This window comes from Kribbella sp. NPDC004536 (assembly GCF_042873835.1).
Classification (GTDB): domain Bacteria; phylum Actinomycetota; class Actinomycetes; order Propionibacteriales; family Kribbellaceae; genus Kribbella.
In genome coordinates, this window is record NZ_JBIALY010000001.1 from 1076505 (window position 1) to 1098856 (window position 22352).

The window sequence follows — 22352 nt, forward strand, 5'->3', positions numbered from 1 at the left end:
CGCCGGTGATGCTTACATATCAGGCGGTCACCGCACGGTGACCGAAAGTTTCGAGACCGTACCGTAGCTGAGACCCGCCGTGGCACAGCTGAGACCAAGGCCACGCCCGCCCGATGTGGGTGCATCCCGCGCCGGTGGGAAGAATGGGCCACATGCTGCAGCCGTCGCGGGAGGTGACTCCCTACACCGAGCTCGACCGGGCCACCTGGGCCCAGTTGGCCGAAACCACGATCTCGCCGCTGACAGCTGACGAGGTGGAACGGCTGCGCGGCCTCGGCGACGAGATCGACATGGACGAGGTCCGCGAGGTCTACCTGCCGCTGTCGCGGATCCTGTCGCTGTACGTCCGGCACGCCCGCGCGCTGCACGCCGACACCGAGAGCTTCCTCGGCAAACCGGCCGCCACCCGGACGCCGTTCGTGATCGGGATCGGCGGGTCCGTTGCCGTCGGCAAGTCGACGACCGCACGACTGCTCCGCGAACTGCTGGCCCGCTGGCCCGAGCACCCCCGGGTCGCGCTCGTCACCACCGACGGTTTCCTCTGGCCGAACGCCGAACTCGAGCGCCGCAACCTGATGCAGCGCAAGGGCTTCCCGGAGTCGTACGACCGCAAGTCGCTGCTGCGCTTCGTGGTCGAGGTGAAGTCCGGGATCGACACGGTCGAGGCACCGGTCTACTCACACCTGCACTACGACCGGATGACCGGCGTCCGGACCACCGTCGAGCAGCCGGACATCCTGCTGCTGGAGGGCCTGAACGTACTGCAGCCGGCACCCCGGCACGCGGACGGCAAGAGCGGCCTCGCGGTCAGCGACTTCTTCGACTTCTCGGTGTACGTCGACGCGGCCGCCGACGACATCCGGTCCTGGTACGTGACCCGTTTTCTGAAACTGTGGGAGACGGCGTTCCGCAACCCCGAGTCGTACTTCGTCCGGTACGGCGAACTCAGCCGCGCCGAGGCGATCAAGAAGGCCGAGTCGCTCTGGGACGGCATCAACGGCCCGAACCTGCGCGAGAACATCCTGCCGACCCGCTCCCGCGCGACCCTGGTCCTCCGCAAAGGCCCGGACCACGCCGTCCGCTGGGTCAGGCTAAGGAAGCTTTGACGGCAGGTACGACGGCTGCCGCCACGACCGCCGCGGTCAGGGCGAACGCGATCGGGAAGCCGACGCCGGAGACGACCAGCCCGAAAACGATCGCGCCAAGGCCCCAGCCGCCGTCGTACGCGAGGTTCCAGAGCGCGCTGACCTGGCCGTAGCGGCTGCGGTCGACCCGGTTGTACATCAGGGTCAGCGTCAGGTTCTGCGCGGCGCCGAAGCCGATGCCGAAGCAGGTCGAGCCGATCAGGATCGCGACCGGGCTGGGCAGGAAGACGAGTGATCCGGCGCCGACCGCGGCGAGGACGAGCGCCGGCGCGAGGAGCTTGGCCGCGCCGACCCGGTCCGCGTACCGACCGGCCAGCCAGCGAGCCGGCGGCGCCGCGATCGCCTGCAGCAGCAGCGCTGTCGCGACCATCGACTGCTTGCCGGCAGCAACGGCCAGCGGGAGGAAGGTCACGCTGATCCCGGCCGCGACGGTGACCGCCGCGAAGACCAGCGACGGCATCAGCAGACCGCTGCGTCGTACCCCACCGAGCACCTGGACGTGCTGCTCTTCGGTGCTGACCTTGGCCGGCAGACCGATCAGCATCACCAGCCCGGCGAGCGAGGTGACCGCGGCGAGCACGAACAGTGCGCCGAAGCCGATCACGTGGGTCAGGTACACACCGAGCGGCAGACCGATCACCGCGGGAACGCCGACCGCCACGCCGTACACCCCGAGCGCCTCGCCACGCCGGGTCGACGGGGTGAGGTCGGCGACCAGCGCGACCGCGCCGACCACGAGGATCGCGAGGCCCGCGCCGCGGACGATGCAGACGGTCAGGACGACCGGCAGCGACGCGGTGGCGAGCAGTAAGAGCGACGGTGCGCCGAGGAGGACGAGCCCGAGACCCAGGACGACCTGGTAGCCCCAGCGGGCGAGCATCCGCGGCACGAGCAGCTCGACGCCGACCGCGGAGAACATCATCGCGGCGGTGGACAGTCCGGCGCCGATCCCGCCGGCACCGTTGGCCGCAAGGTAGAGCGGCACGACGGACGTCAGCAGGTACATGCTGAGACCCGAGCCGAACACCATCGCCAGCAACCTGCCGAACCGGGCATCGATCAGGCGGTCGGTTACCTGGACTGTGGGGATCTCGCACGCGGTGGTCATACCTCGACGGTAGGGAGATACCGGTACGGCCTACAGATCCAGTTACCGACCCGCGGAGAGGACCAGTTCGTCGGTGAGCAGGGCCGCCAGCCGGTCCAGGCCCGCTTCGAGCTGGGCGGGAGTGACCGCGCTGCAGGACAACCGGAGCGCGTGGACCGGTACGTCGGTGTCGTAGAAGTGGCTCATCGGCGTCCACAGCACGCCGTACTCGTGGGCCGACTTCTCCAGCAGCGCGTCGTCGACCGGGAACGGGACCGTGACGACCACGAAGAACCCGCCGGCCGGGACCGTCCAACTGATGCCACCGTCCGGAAAACGTGTCCGTAGACCGTCCGTGATCGCGCGCAGGTTGGCGGCGTACCGCTCCCGCTCGCGCCGGTTCGCCGCGACCAGGCTGAAATCGTTGGCGAGCAGCTTCCCGCCGATCACGGCCTGTGCGACCGGTGCGGTGTTGACGGTCAGCATGCTCTTCAGCTTGGACAGCTCGTCCGCGAACAGCCCGCCGCCGGCGACCGTCTGATCCGCGACGACGTACCCGACGCGGGCGCCCGGAAGTCCGGTCTTCGCGAACGATCCGAGGTACACGACGCGCCGCTCGGTGTCGAGCGCCTTCAACGTCGGCAGGCGTTCGTGTCCGGTGGCCGGGAACAGGCCGTACGGGTTGTCCTCGATCAGCAGGATTTCCTCGGTTGCGGCGATTTCCAGCAGGTGCTTTCGGCTCGCGACGTCCATGCTCAGCCCGGACGGGTTCGCGAAGTCCGGCATCACGTAGCAAGCCCGAGGCCGCAGTCCGTCAGCCCGTACGGCCTTGAGGACCGCTTCGAGGTCGTCGTCCTCCCCCACCGGTACGACAGGCAGGTCGACGAGCCGCGCCGCGCCGGTGATGCCGACATACGTCGGGGAGATCGCGAGCAGTACGTCCTGCGGCGTACTGCGGAGCGCCCGGAGCGTGAGGACCATCGCTTCCTGGCAGCCGACCGTCACCACGATCGCTTCCGGGTCGACGTGGATGTCCTCGTCGACCGCAAGGTTCCGGGCGACCAGGTCGTGGATGATCCCCTTGGTCCGCCCGTACTGGAAGATCGTCCGGCGGACCGCGGGTTCGTCGTACCCCCGGTCCCGCAGGTGCTCGGCGAACAGGTCGAGGTACCGGTGCAGGTCCTCGAGCGCGAAGAACTCCTCGGTCGGGCGGCCCGCGGCGAGCGAGATCGCGTCCGGGTAGTGGTGCGAGATCTCGTTGAGGAAGTTCATCGAGTTCAGCGCCCGGTCGGTGAGCGAGGCGTGCAGGTCGGTCAGCTCGAGATCGGCCATGGTGTCCTCTCGACGTGCAGGTCCCGGACGGCGGCGAGGTCCGCGCAGCCGGCCAGCAGCATCGCGTCCCGCACCTCCTGGGCAAGCAGTTCCAGCGCCTCGTCGACGACGTCCGCCGCCAGTGCCCAGAGCAACAGTCTGCCCACGAGTACGGCGTCCGCGCCGGATGCGATCGCCTTCACGACGTCGAGGCCGCTCCGGATCCCGCCGTCCAGGAAAACTCCGCACTCCTTGCCGACGGCATCGACAACCGGGCCGAGGGCATCGATCGAGGCCGGTACGCCGTCCAGCTGCCGGCCACCGTGGTTCGACACCACGACACCGTCGGCGCCTACGTCAACCGCTTGTCGAGCGTCACGCGCATCGAGAATGCCCTTCATCACCAGGGGAATCGAACACCGCTTGCGCAACCACTCCACGTCTTTCCAGGTCACAGCAGGGTCGAAAGCGGAGGCGGTGTGCGCAGCGACCGCCGACAACCCCGGGACAGCCTCGTGCACCTCTGTCACTTTGTCGACAAGGTTCTCCGGGTGGATCCCGGGTGGCAGCGCGAAGCCGTTGCGCACGTCCCGCAGTCGCCGTCCCATGATCGGTACGTCGACGGTCACCACCAGCGCCGTGCAGCCGGCCGCTACGGCCCGGTCGACCAGACTCGCCACGACACGGCGATCGCGCAACCAGTACAACTGGAACCACGACGGTGCGGCGGTGGCGATCTCTTCCAGTGGGGTGCTGCTCAGAGTGCTTATGGTGTAGGGGATTCCGGCCTTGGCGGCTGCCCGCGCCAGGGTGAGTTCGCCTTCGGGGTGGAGGAGTTTTTGGTAGGCCATCGGAGCCACAGCGAGCGGTAACTCGTACCGCGTTCCCAGGACTGTTGCGGAGGTGTCGGGGTCGGCGGTGCCGGCCAGGATGCGGGGGGTCAGGGTGAGCGTGTCGAGGGCGGTGCGGTTGCGGTGGAGGGTGTGTTCGGTGCCGCTGCCGCCGGCCACGAAGTCGTAGGTCGCTCGCGGAAGCCGCGCGCGGGCGCGCTTCTCGAGGTCGGCCAGCTCAGTCATCGGTGAAGGTTCTGGCCAGCCAGGCGGATGCCTCGTCCATCGCCTTCCGGCCGCCGTCGAGGATGCCCGACATCGCGAAGAAGCCGTGGATCATGCCGTCGTACCGGCTGAGCGTGGTCGGTACTCCGGCGGCGTGCAGCTTCTCCGCGTAGTACTCGCCCTCGTCGCGGAGCGGGTCGTACTCGGCGGTGATCACGAGCGCGGGCGGCAGGTCCGCGTGCGAGGTGGCCAGCAGCGGAGAGGCCAACGGGTTCTGCCCGTCGGCGGGATCGGTGAGGTAGTGCTTCCAGTACCAGTTCACCGAAGTGTTGTTGAAAAGGTACGGGTCGGTGCCGGCGCGCATCGACAGCGTGTCGGATCCGTACAGCGTGTTCGGGTACACGAGCAACTGACCCGCCAGCGCCGGGCCGTTGTCGCGGGCAAGCAACGTGACGGCGGCCGCGAGGTTTCCGCCCGCGCTGTCGCCGCCGACGGCCAACCGGGAGGGATCCGCCTGAACCTCGTCTGCGTGATCGTGGATCCACCGCACCGCACCGGAGCAGTCGTTCACCGCGGTCGGGAACGGGTATTCCGGCGCGAGCCGGTACCCGACCGTGATCACCTGGCACGGCACGGCGTTGGCCAGCTTGCGGCTGATGCCGTCGGCGGTCTCGATACTGCCCAGTGTCCAGCCACCTCCGAAGAAGTAGACGAGCGTGGGCAGCGGACCCGCCAGCTCAGGACGGTAGATCCGCAGCGGAACCCCGGCATCCGTCGTCAGGTCCTCGACGTGATGGACCGGCTCGGCCTCGCCGCCGGCCTCCTGGATCGAGGCGAGGTCGGCTGCGCGCGCCTCCGCGAGCGTCTGGGTGTAGAGCTGCGGTACCTGAAGCGCCTCCCGGGAAGCGCGCATCGCCTCGACCTGCGGGTCCAACGGCATTGGGTTCACTCCAATCTGATCAGCATGGACTGATGCCCACGCAGCAGCAGGCTACGGCTGCGGACCGGTTCCTCCGCGAGCCGCAGTCCAGGAAACCGCTGGAAGAGCTGCCCGAACGCGGCCCGTCCTTCCATCCGTGCCAGCCCCGCGCCGACGCAGTAGAACGGCCCGGCGCCGAACGACAGATGCTGGAGATCCTGCCGTCCCGGATCGAACGCGTCGGCGTCCGGATGCTTCGCCGGATCCCGGTTCGCCGCGCCCGGCAGGATCAGCACCAGGCTGCCGGCCGCGATCGGCTCGCCCGCCAGCTCGAGATCGACCGACGCCTTCCGGCTGATCAACTGCACGGAACTCTGGTGCCGCAGGATTTCCTCGACGTACTCCGCGGCGCGGCCGGACGCCTGCTCGATCAGTTCGGGCCGATCGTGCAGCAGCGCGAGACCGTTCGTCAGCAGGTTCATCGTGGTGACGAAGCTGGCGTTGACCAACACGAGCAGGTTGTCGATCAGCTCCTGTTCCGAGAGCTCCGAGTCGACCAGCGAGCTGACGAGGTCGTCACGCGGAGCCGTCCGGCGGTCCGCGATCATCCGGGCGTAGTAGTCGTTCAGTTCGTCGGCCGCCTGGTTCGCCGCGGCCAACCGTTCGGGTGCCTTGCCGCCGAGATCCAGGTAGTCGTCGATCGCCTTCGTCCGGTCCCGGAACCACCCGAGGTCCGAGCGCGGAATGCCCAGGAACGTACCGATCACGGTGATCGGCAACCGGTACGCGAAGTCGACGAAGTCGATCACCTGCCCGTCCGCACCGGCCTTGCCCAGGTCGTCGAGCAGCTCGGTGACGATCGCCTCCACCACCGGTTCGAATCCGGTCAGCCGGCGCGGCGTCAGGACGGTTTGGAACACCTTGCGCATCCGCAGGTGTTCCGGCTCGTTCTTGAACATCATCGAGCCGCCGAGCCGCCGCAGTACCGAGTCCTTCGGATCCGGATCCGCGGTCAGCAGGCGGTGGAACCGCGTGTCCTTGAGCGCGTCGTGCGCCGCGTCGTACCCGTTGACGACCACGGCGTACGGCGAACTCCCGGGTCGGAGCCGGCAGACCGGGCCGATCCGATGCAGCTCCGCGAAGAGCGGCATCGGATCGCGGCGACCGTCCTCGGACCCGAGCGCGGCCAGGATCTCGTCGGCAGTCCGCATCAGCGCACCAGGTCCAGCGGCACCGACGCCGCCATCGCCTGGTACCCGGCGTCGTTCGGGTGGATGTGGTCGCCGGAGTCCCACTCGGCGCGCAGCTTCGACGGCGCAGCCGGGTCGCGGACGACCTGGTCGAAGTCGAGCACGCCGTCGAACTCGTGGCTGGTCCGCAGGTACGTGTTCACCGCCTGCCGGGTCGCTTCCTTCGCGGGGGTCCAGCTGTCGGTGCCGCCGATCCCTTCGAACGGCGTGATCGTCGTGACCAGGCTGCGGATCCCGCGCTCCTTGGCCTGCGCGTTCACCTGCCGGAGCGCGCCGATGATCTCGGCCGGGGTCTCGTTGGACATCCAGATGTCGTTGATGCCGAGCTCGGTGATCACGGTCCGCACGCCGGTCTGCGCGAACACGTCCTCGTTCAGCCGGGCCAGCGAGTTCACACCGACCTCGTTGAAGCCGGGGAAGACACCGTTGTCCGACGGTTCGCTGCCCTCGTGGTTCAGCCGGCTACCGGCCAGGCCCGCGTTCAGGACGCTCGGGAACGGCCTCCTGCCGGCGCTCGTCGCCAGCCGTTCGGCCAGTTGGTCGGGCCAACGGTGGTTGGCGTTCGGCGTGCTGTTGGTGCCGTCGCTGATCGAGTCGCCGAGGACAACGATCGATCCGGCCGACCGGTCGGTCTGGACGTCGACACCGGACAGGAAGAACCAGCAGCACCGCCGGGTCAGCGTGTAGCCGGCGCCGCCGGGGTCGTTGACCAGGTTCGACGGGCCGACGAAGTTGTCCTGGATCGACGAGCCGTGGAACGTCGTCGGGCCGGTGTTCTGCTGGAAGTAGAGGCTGACGACCAGGTCGTCGAGCGTGCCGAGCTTGAGGTTCACCGGGTCGCTGAGCAGCTCGCTGCCCTTCACCATCGAGGCGCTGCCGGAGCCGTTGAACGTCAACGTATGCAGGGTGTTCGGGTCGATGTCGGACAGCGCAGGCGTCGTCTTGTCGGGCTTGGCAACGGTTGCGGCCGCGACCGTCACGGTCTTCTCGCCGTAGATGTTCGACAGCCGGATCCGGATCCGGTCGCCGCCGACGGTCGGCCGCACCACCAGCCGGACGCTCTGGTCGGTCAGCCCGAGGTTCGTCGAACCGGCGGCGTTCCCGTGGGTGACCGCGGTCGCCCAGGTCCCGACCCATTGGGCGTCCCGGTCGCGGGAGTCCGGGCCGAACTGGGAGCCGGCCAGGCTTGACCCGGCCAGGGTGAGAGCGGCGGTCACCGCGACCGCACGCCAACTGCTGGAAATGGACATGTCCCGACCTCCAGGCGGAATGGATGGCGGGACGGAACGTAATACGCGATCCGGAATCCGGTCAATGAATCGGAAATGCATTTTCCGAGATCGCCGGGAGGCGGTTAGCCGGCCGGTTCCAGGTCCGGATCGCAGGGGTTTTCCCGCATACCGCAACGGCGATCTGGCAGGTAGAGTCGCCGTCACGGCTGGGGGTGGCCGGATCCAAGGGGAGAGCAGCCAGAATGCCGCCTGAATTCGTCCTGCCCGGAAACAGTACCAATTACGTGCACCGCGTCCTGGACCGGTTCCGGAGCCTTTCCGAAAACCCGGCACTGGCGCGCGGTAATCGTTGCGCGACGTACGGTGAATTAATCGCCGACGTACTGCGTTTCGCTGCCGCCGCCCGGGACGCCGGCGTACCGCCGGGCGGCAAGGTCCTGGTGATGGCGGCGAACTGTTTCGACGCCCCGGCGCTCCAGCTCGGCCTGCATCTGCACGGGTGCCGCGTCCTGTGGAGCGCACCGATCACGTCCCGCCGCGAGATCGACCGGTTCGCGGCGCTCGCCGACGCGGACGCGTTCGTGTACGACGACGCCAGTGAACTCGGGGCGGAACTCGCGGCCGCACTCGCGCCGACGCCGTCGTACCGGATCAGCGAGTTCGACGCACGGACGCCGTACGAGATCGTGGCCACGCCTGCCCCGGACTCGGTGCTGCAGACGAGCGGTACGACCGGCGAGCCGAAGCTCGTGCACCACACGCAGGCGTTCTACGAGCAGATCCTCGAACTCGCCGAAACGTTTGTTTCTGCTGGTTTTCCGACGCTGCGGCACTACTCGGGATCGCCGTTGTGGCTGGCGAGCGGGCAGATCACCACGTTCTTCAACCTGTTCACGGGCGGCGTGCTGTTCCTCACCGACACCTGGTCGCCGGAGGAGTTCTACCGGATCGTGCCGGCCGAGCGGATCACGTCGACGTACGTGACGCCGCCGATGCTGTACGAACTGCTCGATCATCCGGGCGGGCGGGAGGTCGACTGCAGCAGTCTGTTCATGCTGAACGTCGGCGCCGGTCCGGCGACCCCGGCACGGTTGCGGGAGGGGATCGCACGGTTCGGTCCGGTACTGCGGATCGTGTACGGGCTGAGCGAATGCGTCGTGGTGACCGCGCTACCCGGATTGAACGAGTCGCATCCGTTGGCCTCGGCGGGGACGCCGTACGGGGATGTGCAGGTGGAGATCCGTGACGACGACGGGAAGGCGTTGCCGGTCGGGGAGACCGGGGAGGTGTGGGTGCGCAGCCAGCTCGTGTTCGCGGGGTACCTCGGGCAACCGGAGCTCACCGCGGAAACGCTCGTCGACGGGTGGCTGCGGACGCGGGACGTCGGGAAGGTCGACGACAACGGTTTCCTGTACCTGGTGGATCGGGTGCACGACATGATCGTCACCACCCGCCGGAACTGGGCAATCTTCTGCCGGCCGATCGAGGACGCGCTCGCTACCCACCCCGCCGTCCGCACAGCCGCCGTCATCGGCGTGCCGGATCCTGTGGTCGGCGAAGCAGTCCACGCCTTCGTCGTCCTCCGCTCGCCCGCGTCCGTCCCCGAACTCCAAGACGTCGTCCGTACGACCCTCAACGACATCTGGGTCCCCGCCACCATCGACATCGTCGACGAACTACCCCTGACCCGAATCGCCAAAGTCGACAAGCTCGCCCTGAGAACCTTGTACCGAGAGTTGCGGGCCGCAGGTGGTAGGTCGTGAGTGGTGCGCGGCGGGGGTTGGTGGTGCTGTTTGTTGCGGACGTGTTGTCGGCTGTCGGTAGTCGCATCACGATGGTGGCGATTCCCTGGTTGGTGTTGGTTACGACCGGGAGTGCGGCGCGGATGGGGCTGGTGGCGGCCGTTGAACTGGTGCCGTACATCGTGGCCAGCATCATGGCGGGGCCGGTCATCGACAGTCTTGGGCCGCGGCGGACCTCTGTCCTCGCGAACCTGAGCAGTGCGGTTGCGGTCGCGGCGATCGCGGCCACGACCGGGCTCGGGTTCGCGGCGTTGCTGGTACTGGTCGCGGTGGCCGGCGCGCTCCGGGGCGCTGCCGATCGCGCCAAAGATCTGTTGGTACGGCCAATGGCTGAGGCTGCCGACGTACAGCTGATCCGGATCACCTCGCTGCACGAGGCGTTCGCGCGTGGCGCGACGCTGCTCGGCGCCCCGCTCGGTGGCCTGCTGATCTACTGGACAAACGCCGCGAAGGTGCTCTGGATCGACGCCGCCACCTTCGTCGTCTGCGGCGTACTCGTCGCGTTCTTCGTCCATCCACCCGAGGTCGTCGCGAGCAAGCGGGACAAGTACTTCCGCTCGATCGCCGAAGGCTTCTCGTTCGTGCGCCGCGACGAGTTGCTCGCGACCATGCTGATCACGACGTTCACGATCAACATCTTCGCCAGCGCGAGCACGGCGGTGTTCATCCCGGTCTGGGTCCGCGAACAGCTCGGTTCCCCGGCCGACCTCGGCCTGACCCTCGGCGCGTTCTCGGCCGGCGCGCTGCTCGGCAGCATCGTTTTCGCGCTCTTCGCGACACGTATTCCGCGGTATCTGACGTTCGCGCTCGGCGCGTTCATCGGCGGCAGTCCGCGACTGCTCGTACTGGGCCTGAGCGATCACCTCACGCTGGTGATGGTGGTGACGTTCCTGTCCGGGATCGGGATCGCCGCCATCAACCCGGTCTTCGGCGCCGCGCTGTACGAACATGTCCCGAAGGACCTGCAGGCGCGGGTGATCGGCCTGGTCGCGGCTTCGTCGTTCGCCGGCCTGCCGCTCGGCGCGCTGCTCGCGGGTGAGTTGGTGAGTTGGCTCGGGCTGATCCCGGCGCTGGTCTGGTCGGGTGTCGCATGTCTGGTGGTCAGCGTGTTCCCGCTGGTACGGCGAGGTCCCGGAAAGGTTCTCGACGCGGTGGAGGCGACCTCATGACCGAGGACACCGATCCGTACTGCCTGCTGCCCGGCGAAAGCACCGAACTGCTCACGGGTCATCCGTGGCTGCGCTTCGTCGTACTCGGGGACAGCGTCGCGGAAGGCCTGTGTTCACCGGTCGACGGCTACAGCGAGCTGCAGTGGGCGGATCGCATCGCGGCCGAGCTCCGCGCCGTACGACCCGACCTCGCCTACCTGAACCTCGGCGTCAGCGGTCTGCGGACCAGGGACATCCTCGCGACCCAGCTCGAACCCGCGCTCGCGTTCGGCCCCGACCTCGCCCTGGTCGTTGGCGGCGGCAACGATGCGTTCCCCGCCACGTACGACGCCGACCGTGTCGACCGCGAGCTGACGGAAATGATCAGGACACTCCAGGCGGCCGGTGCGGACGTGATGACGCTCGGCATGTTCGACATCTCGTACAGCCCGGCCGTCCCCGAGTGGCTCCGCCCTGGCCTGCGGAAACGCATGAACACACTTTCCGAACGCACCGCCGCGCTGGCCACGCGTTTCGGCACGATCCACGTCCACCTCACCAACCACCCGCTGTCGACGGACCCCACGCTCTACAGCCCCGACGGCCGCCACGGCACCGCTCGCAGCGATGCTGTGGCAACCGCGGAAACGCTCAGGGTGCTGAGCAAGCACCTACGGGGTTAGCAGCAGACCGCTCGTCAACGCACCCTGGCCGACGTTGACGACCGGCCCGGCGTTCGGGACGGTGAAGCGAAGGTAGGCACCGGCCGGCGTTCCGGCGAACAGGTACGGCGCGATGCAGAACGGGACGTCCGCCTCCTGAACCTCCTCCGTCTCCAGGTGCACGAACTGCATCGTCAGCCGGTCGACGTCGATGTGCTGCTGCACGATGTATCCGCCCTCGGCCAACGCATCCGCGACCGCTGCCGACCAGGTCTCGTCATCGACCTCGGGTCCGACGACGACACCCACGCCGCCGTAGGAACCGTTCGGTTTCAACACCAGCTCGTGCCGGTCGAGCTCTAGGTCGGCGGTCAGAAAACGTGTCCGCGGAACGTGCCGACGGACGACCCCCGCGTCGGCCGGGTCCATCAGTTCGAGGTCGTTCCACAGCCAGGCGAGGATCTGCTTGCTCGCCAGCAGCCAGCTCGCGGTCTGCGTGAACATCCGCACGGTCCCGTTCCGGACCGCGGCGCCGAGTGCGTCCAGGCCGTCGCTCGGCTTCATCCCCTGTGGCACGAACATCCGCAGTACGGCGTCGATCGGGCCGTCGTCGACGCACAGCCGGCCGTCGGCGTCGAGCGTCAGCCACTCGACCGGGTACACCCGCATGTCCAGCCCGAGTTCCCGCCCGCGCTCGCTGAACGGTTCGAGCAGCTTGATCGTCGCGAGCCCGTCCTGCGACCCGGGGTACGTCCCGCCGGTGGTGAACACCATCGCCAACCGGTCGGCGGCGGTCAGCCCGAGCGTCGACCGCAGCGCCTCGTACCGCGCGTCCACCGCCGACGCCGGCGCCCGCAGCTCCGCGAGCAGCGGCTCACCGGCGTACGCGTCGAGGAACCGCTGGGCGACCCCGTCCGAGTCGTGCGCCCCGCCGAGGGCACTGTCGATATTCGCTTCCACGACGTACGGCGTCCCGTTGCCGAACAGGAAGTCCGCGCGGACTCCGCCGAGCAGCTCGGGCGTCAGCGGCAGGTCCTCGTCCAGCAGATCGATGTACCCGACTGGCAGCCCGAGCGCCCGGCGCAACTCCCCCGCCGTCGTCGCCCGCCGCAAACAGGCCTCCAGGATCAGCCGCGAAACGGTCTCCGAGATTCCGGTCAACGTGTCGTACGTCGCTGTCGTGATGATCGGCGGTCGCAGCGGCCGCCACTCCTTGTTGTGCGTGGCGACGCCGTCGTACACCTCCCGCCACGCCGCGGTGCCGCGCTCGATCAGCGCCGTACGGGTTGCCTCGGGCAACTGGTGCCACAGGTCACTCATCGGTCCTCCAGTACTGCGTCGATCGCGGCAACGAGCTGGTCCCGGCCGGGCTGTACGGCGCGGTCGAGGGCCAGGGCAAACGGGAGTACGGCGCCGTCCGGGCGGGTCACGCGCCGCGGCGCAGCGTCCAAGGTGCAGCGTTCCGCGACCACCGCGAGCACTTCGGCAGCGAACCCACTGGTCCGGTTGGAGTCGTCGACCACCACGAGCCGCCGGGTCTTGCCGACCGAGGCCACGAGTCCCTCGACATCGAGCGGATAGACGGTCCGCGGATCGAAGACCTCGACCGAGACGCCACGCCCGGCCAACTCGTCCGCGACCACCAGTGCCTCCTGCACAAGGTGGCCCACGGCAACAACAGTCACATCGATGCCGGACAAAGCCACCCGCCCGACACCGAGTGGCACCGGTGCCAACGCGTCGTAGTCCACGTCGTCGCGGACGCCGAGCGCACCCGACGGCGCGAAGACCACGACCGGGTCGTCGTCCCGAATCGCCCCGAGCAGCAGGCCGTACGCGTCCGCGGGTGTCGCCGGCACGACGGTCTTCACCCCGACGTGCGCAAGCAGGGGATACGGATGATCCGAGTGCTGGCCCGCCCAGCCGGTCCGTGACCCCGACCCGGTCACGACGTACGTCACCGGCACCTTGCACTGTCCGCCGGTCATCAGCGAGAACTTGTGCGCCTGGTTCGCGATCTGCTCGAAGACCAGGAACAACAGCGACGGGATCTGGAACTCGATCACCGGCCGCAGCCCGGCCAGTGCCGCCCCGGTCGCGAAGTTCGTGAACGCCTGCTCGGACAGCGGGGTGTCGACGACGCGCTCCGGACCGAACCGGGCGAGCAGTCCGGCGGTCAGGTTGGACGCGCCGACCCGGATGTCCTCGCCGAGCAGGAAGACGTCGGGGTCGGCGTCCAGCGAGTCGGCGAGGGCACGGTTCAGCGCCTTCAGGTACGAGAGTTTCGGCATCAGCTCGCTCCCGCGTACAGATGGTCGAGCGCTGTCGACGGATCCGGGTGCGGGCTCGCCAGCGCGAACGCCGCCGCCGCGTCCAGGACGGCCTCGACCTCGGCGTCGACCTCCGTCCGAACGTCCGGCGAAAGCCTGTTTCCTTGGATTTCGACCGGGTCACGCGACCAGCCGGTCTCCACCTCCGCCGTCGTCCGGTAGCTCATCCGGACCCGGTGCTCGAACGTGTGGTGCGCGTCGAAGCGGTACGTCGTACATTCCAGGAACGTCGGTCCGGCGCCGGAACGTGCCCGCGCGACAGCCGTCTCGGCGGCGGCGACCACGCTTTCCGCATCCTGCCCGTCGATCGTGAACGCGGGGATCCCGAACGCCCGCGCGCGGCCGGTGATGCTGCCCGCGACCGCGGCGGCGACCGGCATCGTGGTCGCGTACCCGTTGTTCTCGCAGACGAACAGCACCGGCACGCGCCACAACGACGCCAGGTTGAAGGCCTCGAGCAACATCCCCTCGTTCATCGCGCCGTCGCCGAAGAACGTGACCGCGACCGTGTTCCGTCCTTGCCGCCGGCGCGCCCAGGCGGCACCGGTCGCGATCGACGCGGCCGCGCCGACGATCGCGTTCGCGCCGAGGATCCCGAGGCCGAAGTCGGCGGCGTGCATCGACCCGCCACGCCCCTGGTTCAGCCCGGTCTCGCGGCCCATCAGCTCGGCGAACAACCGGCCCGGATCCACACCGCGGGCCAGCACGTGCCCGTGCCCGCGGTGCGTCGAGGTGATCACGTCGTCCGCCGTCAACGCGGCACAGACACCGGCCGCGATCGCCTCCTGCCCGATGTACGGGTGGATCCCGCCGACGATCTCACCGGACCGGACGTAAGCGATCGCCCGTTCCTCGAACCGGCGGATCAGCCGCACGGTCCGGTAGAGGTCGGCGCCGGTCATCAGCTCTTCACCGCGGCCAGGATCGCGTCCCAGAGTCGCGCCCGCGCCCGCAGCGCGCTGTTGACCGTGTCGGCGCACTCGTCCCACTTGGCCTGGTCGTCGCCGCACAGGTCGGTCACCATCTGCATCGCCATCGGGGTGTGCTGCTCCCCGTCCACCTCGATGTGGCGTTCCAGGTAGTCGACGAAGGTGTTCAGCCGGTTGGAGCGCTCGTTCACGGCGACGACCTGCTGGAACATGTCCGGGATCAGGTCCTCGCGCCCGAACGCGAACGCCGCCGCCTGGCAGTGCACGGGCGCGTTCTCGATGATGTCCCAGGTGGTGCCCGCGAAGTCGACCGACGCCTGCGGTACGCCGGCCTCCCGCAGCGAGCCGGGCACCGGGGCACCGGTGCGGAGCAGCTCGATGAGCTTGTCGATCGCGTCGGTCCGGGCGCCTGCCTCGCGCATCCCGTTCACGTACAGCTCGAAGTGGCTGATGAAACCGTCGCCGAGTTCGTCGCTCTCCTCGACCATGACGATGTCGTTGATCAGCCGGCGGCTGCCGGTGTGCGCCGTCGGGATCCACGGGACCGTCACGCAGGTCAGTTCGCGCTGCAGGGACTTCAGCAGCGACATGAAGTCCCAGACTGCGAAGACGTGGTGCTCCATGAAGGTGACGAGTGCCTCGTGGGTGTCGAGGTTGGCGTACAGCGGATGCTGGACGACCTTGTCGCGCGCGGGCGTGACGGCCTTCTCCAGCTGTTCGATGCCGGGATGCGTCCGGCCCCAGTCGTAACGTGACATGTCGGAATCTCCTAACGGTCGGCCCAGAGCGTCGGGCAGTAGTCGGGGTCGCTGTAGTCGGGTCGACCGTCCGCAGTCCGCCGTACCAGCACGTCGTGGTTGTAGGCGGCGAAGGACCCGTCGGACAGCGGAAACTCCCGGAACTGGTTTCCGCCGTCCTGCAGGTGCAATGAGACTGCCCGGCGTGGGCGATCCGAAACGTTGGCGCCGCTCCCGTGGTAGGTGCGGCAGTGATGGAAGTTCATGTGTCCGCGCGGGATCGTGATCGGCAGCTTGGTCACCTCGGCGCCGTTGTAGGCGGCGTTCTCCGCGAGCATCTGGTCGAGCTGCGAGCGGTCGCGCTCGGCGAAGTGCCGCACCACGGTGTCGTCGGAACCGATTTCCTTCCACGCGTGGCTGCCGTCGACCATGGTGATCGTGCCCATCTCCGGCGGGCAGTCGTGGAACGGGATGAACGCGGTCAGCATCCGGTCCGACGACGAGGAGGACCAGTAGTGCTTGTCGAAGTGCCAGGGCACGACGTTCGACGGCTCGCCGGAGATCGGCGGCTTGTAGATCAGCGTCGACTGGAAGATCCGGATCTCCTCGACCTGCGCGAGCCGGGCCGCGACCGCGCCGATCACCGGCTTGCGGAGGATCTTCGCCAGCCCGTCGTGCTCGTAGTGCACGTAGTCGTTGTGCCGCTGGACGTCGCCCTTCGACGGGTCCCAGTACGCCAGCTTCGGCGGTGCGGCGGGCAGCGAACGGTCGCGCTCGCCCTCGTAATACCGTTCGCTGGCGTTCACGAGCTCGTCGACCTCGTCGTCGGTGAGCAGCTTCTTGGACAGGTACCAGCCGTGTTCGTTGTAGAAGGCAACGTCCTCGTCGGTCGGCAGCAGCTCGAGCTCCGCCTCGGACAGCCTGAACTCCAGACTCATGCGTCCACTCCCGCCAGCTCGCGCTCCTTGGCTTCGTACAGGGCCTTGATGTTTCCGCTGCCGAACGTCATCGCGCCGCGGCGCTCGATGATCTCCAGGAACAGCGTCCGGCGGACGTGCATCGACTCGGTGAAGATCTGCAACAGCTGGCCCCAGTGGTCGCGGTCGACCAGGATGCCGAGCTTCTCCAGGTCCGCGATCGGGGTGTCGACCTCGCCGACGCGGCCGGTGAGCGCCTGGTAGTACGTCGACGGCGTACCGAGGAAGTTGACGCCGCGGCCGGCCAGCGTACCCACGGCCTCGACGATGTCGCCGGTGCGCAACGCGATGTGCTGCACGCCGGCGCCCGCGTGCCAGGTGAGGAAGTCGTTGATCTGTCCGGGCCGCCGGTTCGGGTCCGGCTCGATCAGCGTGAACGTCACGTGTTTGGACGGGCTCTGGACGACCGTCGACTCCATCCCCTGGCCGGCCACCTCGATCGTTTCCTGGAAGATCGCCTGGAACCCGAACACGTTCTCGTAGAACTCCGCGGTCGGTTCGAGCTGTCCGGACGGTACGCAGATCGCCAGGTGGTCGATCTCGCTGAACAGCTTCTCGTCCGGACCACCGGCCGGCTCGGTGACGGCGATCGCGCCCGGCAGGAACTCGTGCCGCGGTCCGCGCCGCTCGACCAACCGGTGGATCACGTCGCCGAACCCCGCAACCTCGGCGATCACCACGGTCGTCTCCTGGTCGGTGTGGATCACCGGCGTCGACACCGACGCGGCACCCCGCGCCAGCAGTTCGCTGTACGCCCCCGCCGCGTCGTCGACCTCAAGCCCAACCACGGCCACCCCGTCCCCATGCCGCCGCACGTACTCGGCCGCCGGGTGGTCCGCGACCAGTCCGGTCGTGAGCACGATCTGCACCGCGTCCTCACGCAGCAGCAGCGACCGTTGGTCCCGCAACCCGGTCTCGGGTCCGCCGTGGCCGTGGATCTGCAGACCGAACGCATGCCCGAGATAGAACGCCGCCTGCCGAGCGTCGCCCACGTACAACTCGACGTGGTCGATCCCGTAGATCTCCATCACTGGTTCCCCTCACTGTTGATGACCCGCGTCTCCGGCGTACTGGCGGCGCCGAGGAGCAGGCTGACGTTCTGACCGCCGAAGCCGAACGAGTTCGAGAGTGCGTACTCGAGCCGGGCCTCGCGGGGTTCCTTGCGGACGTGGTCCAGCGGGCAGGCCGGATCCGGTTCGTCCAGGTGATACGTCGGCGGCAGCAGCCCCGTCGCGATCGCGCCCGCGGCAGCCGCGGCCTCGACGACGCCGGAGGTGCCGAGCATGTGACCGGTCAGCGCCTTCGTCGAACTGACCGCCGGCTGGTGCGCCCCGAACGCGAGCCCGATCGCCACCGACTCGGCAACGTCCCCGAGCTTCGTACTGGTGCCGTGCGCGTTCACATAACCGACCTGTTCCGGCCGCACACCACCGCTCGCCATCGCCAGCCGCATACAAGCCGCAGCGCCCTCACCATCGGGCCGCGGAGCAGTCGGATGATGCGCGTCGGAATTCACCCCGTACCCCGCAACATCCGCATACCCGGCGACCCCTCTGGCCACCGCATGCTCTGTCCTCTCCAGTACTAGGAGAGCGGCACCTTCACTCAAAACAAATCCGTTTCGCCGCACGTCGAACGGTCGACTCGCCTGCGAAGGCTCATCCCACCCCCGCGCCAACGCCCGCGCATTCCCGAACGTTTCCGAAAACGTAGGAAACAAAGGCGCTTCACTCGCACCGCAAAGCACCACGTCGGCCTCGCCCGAGCGGATGATTCGTACGGCATCCGCTATCGCCTGAGCTCCGGACGCACAGGCCGTACCAACTGCTGACGTATACCCACGGATGCCATAACGGATTGCCACGCGGGCGGCCGGCATGTTGGGGAGGATGCCGGTGAGGAGGTACGGGCTGACGGCGGCGCGGCCGCGTTCGGCGCGGGCCAGGACCTGTTGTTCGAGGGTCGCCATGCCGCCGACGCCACCGATGATGACGCCGATGCGCTCCGGGGCCACGTTGTCGCCGACGACCAGGCCGGCGTCGGACAACGCCTGCGCGGCGACGAGTTGGGCGAGGACGACGGTCCTGTCCATCACCTTGCCGTCCGGGCCTTTGGTCAGGTCGCCGGCGTCGAACGGCGGCAGGATGCCGGCGAGTTCGATCGAACCGGCGATCGGGTGCTCCGCGGGCGGCTTCACAATGCCGGATCGCCCGTGCAGCAAGGCGTCGTACACCTCTCGCGGACCGCTTCCGACCGGAGTGAGCATGCCCATCCCGGTGATGCTGGCGCTCATGCGCGGGCCTCCCGGAGGGCGACCTTGCGGACCTTGCCGGTCACCGTGGTCGGCACCTCGCCCGTGCCGACCACGGTGACATTGCGGAGGATCGCGGCGACCTCGTCACCGACGGCCGCGCGGACGTCCGCGGTCCGGTCGCGGTCCTCGGCGCCGGCCGGAAGCTCGAGCAGTACGTCGGCGACGTACCGGTCGCCGTCCGGCGTGATGACCACCGTGCAGTCGTCGACGTCCGGCAGCGCGGCGAGGATGCGCTCCTCGGACATCGACGTGAACAGTTGCGGGCCGTCGTACCCGGCGACCGCGTCGGGGACCCGGTCGAGGTGGAAGTAGAGCCCGGTCTCGTCGCGGTACACGAGGTCTCCGGTCAGGAACCATCCGTTCAGCCGGAAGCGGTACGTCGTGACCGAGTCGTTCCAGTAGCCCGGCGACACCGTCGGCGAACGGAACCCGAGCATTCCGGGCGTCCCGGGCGGGAGCTCCGCGCCGGTCGCGTCGAGTACGGCCGCCTCGGCGAACTGGTACGGCTTGCCGATGCAGCGCCCGTAGTGCGAGCTGTCCACCGTGTGCGTGACGTGGAACCCGTTGTGCCCCATCTCGCTCGACCCGAGCCCGTCGATGAAGTGACTTCCCGCAACCGTTGTCCGGCCGTTCCGGGTGACGGTCTCCCGGGTGCCGACGGCAACCAGTTTGCGGATGTGCGGCTCGTGCGCACAGTCGCCGGTGTTGAACCACATCCGCACCGAGTCGAGGTCGTGCCGGCTCAGGTCCTCCCGCGCCAGCCCGGCCCAGGTGACTGCGAACCCGTAGACAGCACGCGGTTTCCACCGCTCGATGTGATGCAGCACGGTCGGGGCGTCCTGGCTGGAGACGAGCAGCATCTCGGCACGGTTCCCGAGCGCCTGGTTGACCATCAGCACGGTCGCGGTGTGCGGAATCGGGAGCGCGTTCAGGATCCTGTCCGTGCCCTGCGCCTGCGGCATCGTGAGCAGGTGTTTGAGCGCCGCGTACAACGTGGTGTGGGTGTGCAGCACCGCCTTCGGTACGCCGGTGGTGCCGCTGGTGTGGGTGATCACGACCGGATCGTCGGCGTGCTGCCGGTAGTGCTCGGGCGCCTTCGTGGGATCGCCGGTGCCGAGCTCCCGTGGTTCCGCTAGTACGTCGTGCTGCAGCAACGACTTGTGCGCCGCGTCGGCCAGTACGGCGGTTACGCGCAGGCGGCGGATGTACTCGTCGGCGATCGCGGGCGCCATCTTCCCGTTCAGCAGCGCAGGGATCGCGCCGATGCGGGCCGCGGCCAGGAACGTGAGCACGATGTCCTGGGCCTCGGTGGCCCAGATCGCCACCACGTCGCGACGGCCGATCCCGTGCTCGAACAACCACGCCGTCCGCGCCTGCACGCGGTCGTCGAGTTCGCCCAGCGTCAGCGGGTGTTCGGCCGGGTAGTGGTCGACCGCGGTGTCGAAGGTGAAACCGGGACCGTTCGGGTCGGCGCCGTGGGCAAGCACCCGGGCGAGGACGTTTCCGGTGCCGATCTCCGGATCCGCGGCGAGACGGGCTCGCAGGCTCAACATGTCGGTTCTCCCCCACTCACGATCTGCGCGGACGCCTGGTCCGCGGACACCTGCACGATCAGCACCTGATCCGCGTCCCCGTCCGCGATCAGCAACTCGGCTTCGCCGTACCCGTCGTCGGTGACGCAGACGACCGGGCCGCAGAGGTTCCACTTCGCGGCGATCCAGCCCGCGACACTGTTCGGCACCGATTGAAAGAACAGCAGCGGTCCGAGCCGCTTGCCGCTGGCAACTACCTCGCGGACGTGCACGGCGCTGACGGTGTCGCCCTGGCTGACGATCACGATTCCGGTGCGTTCCGGGACTTCCACCTGAGCCAGGCAGCGCTCGGCGGCCGCGATCGCGAGTGGGTTGAACCGTGACACCACGAAGCCGGCCACCGCGGGCGGTTCCCCGGTCCACATTCCTTCCGCGAGCACCTTCATACCCGCACCACCAGCGCCGTGTTCGCGCCACCGAACGCGGAGTTCAGCGACAGCCCGTACGGCGACGTGGCCGGTCGCGGCGCTCCGAGGATCAGGTCCAGGTCGTACGCGTTCTCGAGGCAACCTGCGTTCACCGGCAGCTTTCCTTCTCGCAGCGCCTGGACAGTCACCACGAACTCGACCAGCCCGGACGCCTCCAGCGCGTGCCCGTGCAGCCCTTTCGTCGAACTGATTCCCTCGAAGGCCGAAAGTGCGGCGGCCTCCGCGGCGTCGGAGAACGCCGTACCGGTGGCGTTCGCGTTGACGTAGGTCAGGTCCGACGCGGCCAGCCCGGCCTTGACGAGGGCGGCGTCGATCGTGGCGGTGAGACCGCGACCATCAGGCGCCGGCTGCACCGGGTGGTAGGCGTCGCCGCCGCGGGCCCAGCCGACCAGCTCGGCGATGCCTTCACCTGTCTCGAGGACGACGGCTGCCACACCGTCGCCGAGCAGGGTTCCGTGGCGGTCGCGGGAGAACGGATGTACGGCGCCGTCCGTGGACAGGGCTCGGCCGGCGTCGAAGAGTGCGTACTGGTACGGCTCGACGAGGTACGCCGCTGCGACCACGACCCGGTCCGCCCGGCCCAGCCGGATGAGGGTAGCCGCGTCGGCGAGCGCCGTACTCGCGGAAACGCAGGCGGACGTGTAGGTGCGGCGTTGTCCGAAATCGTGTTCCTGGGGTGAATGCACGGCCAGCAGGAGTGGTGTCGTACGACGGTCGACGCCCGCGGCCGCGCAGGCGGTCGCGATCGCGTGGTCCAGTTCTTCTTCCAGCGTGCCGGTGTCGGTGGCCGTCGCGGCGTGGTGTGTCCGGTGGTGGGTGGTGTCGAAGCGCGTGACCTCGGAGAACGCCGGCGTACCGGACAACTGCGCCTCGGGGCCGCGGCCCAGGGCGGTCATGATCGAGAGACCGGTGACCGCGACCTGTCGGTCAGGCATGGTTCAGGGCCTTCGCGAGGACCACGACCGCGTCGTCGATCGTGGTCATCCGCTCGAGGTGCTCGTCGGTGAGCTCGACGCCGTACACCTGCTCGACCTGATGGACCAGCCAGGCCAGTTCCATCGAGTCGAGCCGGTCGGCGCCGGGCGGGCGTTCACCGAGACCGGCCAGCCAGCCGACGATCTCGTCCCGCCCGGGCGGGAGTGGGGGCGGAGGGCTGGGGTTCATCAGACCTGCTGTGCGACCCGGCCGGCCACCTCGGCGGTGAACTCGCCGACCGTCATCAGCGCGAGCTGCTCGGACTCGTCGTCGGAGAACCGCACCCCGAACCGGTCCTCGACCCGGACCGACAGGTCCGCCAGCGCGAGCGACTCCAGGTCCACGCCGGCCGGGCCGAGCGTGGTGTCGTCGTCGATGCCGTCGGTGTCGTAGTTCATGTCCTGCAGCTGCGCGATCACGAACGCGCGGACCTCGTCCTTCATCCGGGTACCTTCTTTC

General features: G+C 68.6%; 22 protein-coding genes. 4 read left to right on the plus strand and 18 right to left on the minus strand.

Annotated elements, in window-relative coordinates; translation table 11 throughout:
• Window positions 1–152 precede the first annotated feature (152 nt).
• Window positions 153–1106: a type I pantothenate kinase gene (gene coaA / locus ACFYRU_RS05240; RefSeq protein WP_387653150.1), complete on the plus strand. Its 954-nt coding sequence runs from the start codon at window positions 153–155 to the stop codon at window positions 1104–1106.
• Here the strand turns inward: coaA and ACFYRU_RS05245 are convergent.
• The 6 genes from ACFYRU_RS05245 to ACFYRU_RS05270 are packed head-to-tail and all read right to left on the minus strand — an operon-like array spanning window position 1087 to window position 8017.
• Window positions 1087–2253: an MFS transporter gene (locus tag ACFYRU_RS05245; RefSeq protein ID WP_387653152.1), complete on the minus strand. Its 1167-nt coding sequence runs from the start codon at window positions 2251–2253 to the stop codon at window positions 1087–1089. The genes coaA and ACFYRU_RS05245 overlap by 20 nt on opposite strands.
• Window positions 2254–2295: 42 nt before the next feature.
• Entirely contained in the window at window positions 2296–3564 is a 1269-nt protein-coding gene (locus ACFYRU_RS05250) for a PLP-dependent aminotransferase family protein (protein WP_387653154.1), read from the minus strand.
• Window positions 3546–4619: an alpha-hydroxy acid oxidase gene (locus ACFYRU_RS05255; protein WP_387653156.1), complete on the minus strand. Its 1074-nt coding sequence runs from the start codon at window positions 4617–4619 to the stop codon at window positions 3546–3548. Before ACFYRU_RS05255 ends, ACFYRU_RS05250 begins: the two co-directional genes overlap by 19 nt.
• Window positions 4612–5538, minus strand: coding sequence for an alpha/beta hydrolase (locus tag ACFYRU_RS05260; RefSeq protein WP_387653157.1), 927 nt, complete (start codon window positions 5536–5538; stop codon window positions 4612–4614). Before ACFYRU_RS05260 ends, ACFYRU_RS05255 begins: the two co-directional genes overlap by 8 nt.
• A gap of 5 nt (window positions 5539–5543) precedes the next feature.
• Window positions 5544–6728, minus strand: coding sequence for a cytochrome P450 (locus ACFYRU_RS05265; protein WP_387653159.1), 1185 nt, complete (start codon window positions 6726–6728; stop codon window positions 5544–5546).
• Window positions 6728–8017: an SGNH/GDSL hydrolase family protein gene (locus tag ACFYRU_RS05270; protein ID WP_387653160.1), complete on the minus strand. Its 1290-nt coding sequence runs from the start codon at window positions 8015–8017 to the stop codon at window positions 6728–6730. Before ACFYRU_RS05270 ends, ACFYRU_RS05265 begins: the two co-directional genes overlap by 1 nt.
• 224 nt (window positions 8018–8241) lie before the next feature.
• Between ACFYRU_RS05270 and ACFYRU_RS05275 the strand changes: the two genes are divergently transcribed.
• The 3 genes from ACFYRU_RS05275 to ACFYRU_RS05285 are packed head-to-tail and all read left to right on the plus strand — an operon-like array spanning window position 8242 to window position 11632.
• Window positions 8242–9762, plus strand: coding sequence for a class I adenylate-forming enzyme family protein (locus tag ACFYRU_RS05275; protein ID WP_387653162.1), 1521 nt, complete (start codon window positions 8242–8244; stop codon window positions 9760–9762).
• A complete protein-coding gene (locus ACFYRU_RS05280) occupies window positions 9759–10970 on the plus strand; it encodes an MFS transporter (protein ID WP_387653163.1) in 1212 nt (403 codons plus the stop codon). The genes ACFYRU_RS05275 and ACFYRU_RS05280 overlap by 4 nt, the downstream gene beginning before the upstream one ends.
• A complete protein-coding gene (locus tag ACFYRU_RS05285) occupies window positions 10967–11632 on the plus strand; it encodes an SGNH/GDSL hydrolase family protein (protein WP_387653165.1) in 666 nt (221 codons plus the stop codon). Before ACFYRU_RS05280 ends, ACFYRU_RS05285 begins: the two co-directional genes overlap by 4 nt.
• On the opposite strand, the gene ACFYRU_RS05290 is transcribed toward ACFYRU_RS05285, so the two are convergent.
• The 12 genes from ACFYRU_RS05290 to ACFYRU_RS05345 are packed head-to-tail and all read right to left on the minus strand — an operon-like array spanning window position 11621 to window position 22336.
• Window positions 11621–12931, minus strand: a complete 1311-nt coding sequence (locus ACFYRU_RS05290) for a hypothetical protein (RefSeq protein WP_387653167.1) — start codon at window positions 12929–12931, stop codon at window positions 11621–11623. The genes ACFYRU_RS05285 and ACFYRU_RS05290 overlap by 12 nt on opposite strands.
• Complete coding sequence (locus ACFYRU_RS05295; RefSeq protein WP_387653169.1) at window positions 12928–13902, minus strand: alpha-ketoacid dehydrogenase subunit beta; 975 nt, start codon at window positions 13900–13902, stop codon at window positions 12928–12930. The genes ACFYRU_RS05290 and ACFYRU_RS05295 overlap by 4 nt, the downstream gene beginning before the upstream one ends.
• On the minus strand, window positions 13902–14843 hold the full coding sequence (locus ACFYRU_RS05300) for a thiamine pyrophosphate-dependent dehydrogenase E1 component subunit alpha (RefSeq protein ID WP_387653171.1): 942 nt from the start codon (window positions 14841–14843) through the stop codon (window positions 13902–13904). The genes ACFYRU_RS05295 and ACFYRU_RS05300 overlap by 1 nt, the downstream gene beginning before the upstream one ends.
• Window positions 14843–15628: a DUF3050 domain-containing protein gene (locus ACFYRU_RS05305; RefSeq protein WP_387653173.1), complete on the minus strand. Its 786-nt coding sequence runs from the start codon at window positions 15626–15628 to the stop codon at window positions 14843–14845. Before ACFYRU_RS05305 ends, ACFYRU_RS05300 begins: the two co-directional genes overlap by 1 nt.
• Before the next feature lie 11 nt (window positions 15629–15639).
• On the minus strand, window positions 15640–16545 hold the full coding sequence (locus ACFYRU_RS05310) for a phytanoyl-CoA dioxygenase family protein (RefSeq protein WP_387653175.1): 906 nt from the start codon (window positions 16543–16545) through the stop codon (window positions 15640–15642).
• A complete protein-coding gene (hppD, locus tag ACFYRU_RS05315) occupies window positions 16542–17612 on the minus strand; it encodes a 4-hydroxyphenylpyruvate dioxygenase (RefSeq protein ID WP_387653177.1) in 1071 nt (356 codons plus the stop codon). The genes ACFYRU_RS05310 and hppD overlap by 4 nt, the downstream gene beginning before the upstream one ends.
• Window positions 17612–18877, minus strand: coding sequence for a beta-ketoacyl-[acyl-carrier-protein] synthase family protein (locus tag ACFYRU_RS05320; RefSeq protein ID WP_387653179.1), 1266 nt, complete (start codon window positions 18875–18877; stop codon window positions 17612–17614). Before ACFYRU_RS05320 ends, hppD begins: the two co-directional genes overlap by 1 nt.
• Complete coding sequence (locus ACFYRU_RS05325; RefSeq protein WP_387653181.1) at window positions 18874–20451, minus strand: class I adenylate-forming enzyme family protein; 1578 nt, start codon at window positions 20449–20451, stop codon at window positions 18874–18876. The genes ACFYRU_RS05320 and ACFYRU_RS05325 overlap by 4 nt, the downstream gene beginning before the upstream one ends.
• Window positions 20445–20876 carry a hypothetical protein gene (locus ACFYRU_RS05330; RefSeq protein ID WP_387653182.1) on the minus strand — a complete coding sequence of 144 codons (432 nt, stop codon included), beginning with the start codon at window positions 20874–20876 and terminating at the stop codon, window positions 20445–20447. Before ACFYRU_RS05330 ends, ACFYRU_RS05325 begins: the two co-directional genes overlap by 7 nt.
• Complete coding sequence (locus ACFYRU_RS05335) at window positions 20873–21853, minus strand: beta-ketoacyl synthase N-terminal-like domain-containing protein (protein WP_387653184.1); 981 nt, start codon at window positions 21851–21853, stop codon at window positions 20873–20875. Before ACFYRU_RS05335 ends, ACFYRU_RS05330 begins: the two co-directional genes overlap by 4 nt.
• Window positions 21846–22082: an acyl carrier protein gene (locus ACFYRU_RS05340; protein ID WP_387653185.1), complete on the minus strand. Its 237-nt coding sequence runs from the start codon at window positions 22080–22082 to the stop codon at window positions 21846–21848. Before ACFYRU_RS05340 ends, ACFYRU_RS05335 begins: the two co-directional genes overlap by 8 nt.
• Window positions 22082–22336 (minus strand): phosphopantetheine-binding protein, encoded by a 255-nt coding sequence (locus tag ACFYRU_RS05345; RefSeq protein ID WP_387653187.1) that lies wholly within the window; start codon window positions 22334–22336, stop codon window positions 22082–22084. Before ACFYRU_RS05345 ends, ACFYRU_RS05340 begins: the two co-directional genes overlap by 1 nt.
• Between the last annotated feature and the right edge of the window lie 16 nt (window positions 22337–22352).

Excerpts from the sequence above, each read along its gene's own strand:
- coaA (WP_387653150.1), top strand. The coding sequence starts at position 153 with ATGCTGCAGCCGTCGCGGGAGGTGACTCCCTACACCGAGCTCGACCGG.
- ACFYRU_RS05245 (WP_387653152.1), bottom strand. The coding sequence starts at position 2,253 with ATGACCACCGCGTGCGAGATCCCCACAGTCCAGGTAACCGACCGCCTG.
- ACFYRU_RS05250 (WP_387653154.1), bottom strand. The coding sequence starts at position 3,564 with ATGGCCGATCTCGAGCTGACCGACCTGCACGCCTCGCTCACCGACCGG.
- ACFYRU_RS05255 (WP_387653156.1), bottom strand. The coding sequence starts at position 4,619 with ATGACTGAGCTGGCCGACCTCGAGAAGCGCGCCCGCGCGCGGCTTCCG.
- ACFYRU_RS05260 (WP_387653157.1), bottom strand. The coding sequence starts at position 5,538 with ATGCCGTTGGACCCGCAGGTCGAGGCGATGCGCGCTTCCCGGGAGGCG.
- ACFYRU_RS05265 (WP_387653159.1), bottom strand. The coding sequence starts at position 6,728 with ATGCGGACTGCCGACGAGATCCTGGCCGCGCTCGGGTCCGAGGACGGT.
- ACFYRU_RS05270 (WP_387653160.1), bottom strand. The coding sequence starts at position 8,017 with ATGTCCATTTCCAGCAGTTGGCGTGCGGTCGCGGTGACCGCCGCTCTC.
- ACFYRU_RS05275 (WP_387653162.1), top strand. The coding sequence starts at position 8,242 with ATGCCGCCTGAATTCGTCCTGCCCGGAAACAGTACCAATTACGTGCAC.
- ACFYRU_RS05285 (WP_387653165.1), top strand. The coding sequence starts at position 10,967 with ATGACCGAGGACACCGATCCGTACTGCCTGCTGCCCGGCGAAAGCACC.
- ACFYRU_RS05290 (WP_387653167.1), bottom strand. The coding sequence starts at position 12,931 with ATGAGTGACCTGTGGCACCAGTTGCCCGAGGCAACCCGTACGGCGCTG.
- ACFYRU_RS05295 (WP_387653169.1), bottom strand. The coding sequence starts at position 13,902 with ATGCCGAAACTCTCGTACCTGAAGGCGCTGAACCGTGCCCTCGCCGAC.
- ACFYRU_RS05300 (WP_387653171.1), bottom strand. The coding sequence starts at position 14,843 with ATGACCGGCGCCGACCTCTACCGGACCGTGCGGCTGATCCGCCGGTTC.
- ACFYRU_RS05305 (WP_387653173.1), bottom strand. The coding sequence starts at position 15,628 with ATGTCACGTTACGACTGGGGCCGGACGCATCCCGGCATCGAACAGCTG.
- ACFYRU_RS05310 (WP_387653175.1), bottom strand. The coding sequence starts at position 16,545 with ATGAGTCTGGAGTTCAGGCTGTCCGAGGCGGAGCTCGAGCTGCTGCCG.
- hppD (WP_387653177.1), bottom strand. The coding sequence starts at position 17,612 with ATGGAGATCTACGGGATCGACCACGTCGAGTTGTACGTGGGCGACGCT.
- ACFYRU_RS05320 (WP_387653179.1), bottom strand. The coding sequence starts at position 18,877 with ATGAGCGCCAGCATCACCGGGATGGGCATGCTCACTCCGGTCGGAAGC.
- ACFYRU_RS05325 (WP_387653181.1), bottom strand. The coding sequence starts at position 20,451 with ATGTTGAGCCTGCGAGCCCGTCTCGCCGCGGATCCGGAGATCGGCACC.
- ACFYRU_RS05330 (WP_387653182.1), bottom strand. The coding sequence starts at position 20,876 with ATGAAGGTGCTCGCGGAAGGAATGTGGACCGGGGAACCGCCCGCGGTG.
- ACFYRU_RS05335 (WP_387653184.1), bottom strand. The coding sequence starts at position 21,853 with ATGCCTGACCGACAGGTCGCGGTCACCGGTCTCTCGATCATGACCGCC.
- ACFYRU_RS05340 (WP_387653185.1), bottom strand. The coding sequence starts at position 22,082 with ATGAACCCCAGCCCTCCGCCCCCACTCCCGCCCGGGCGGGACGAGATC.
- ACFYRU_RS05345 (WP_387653187.1), bottom strand. The coding sequence starts at position 22,336 with ATGAAGGACGAGGTCCGCGCGTTCGTGATCGCGCAGCTGCAGGACATG.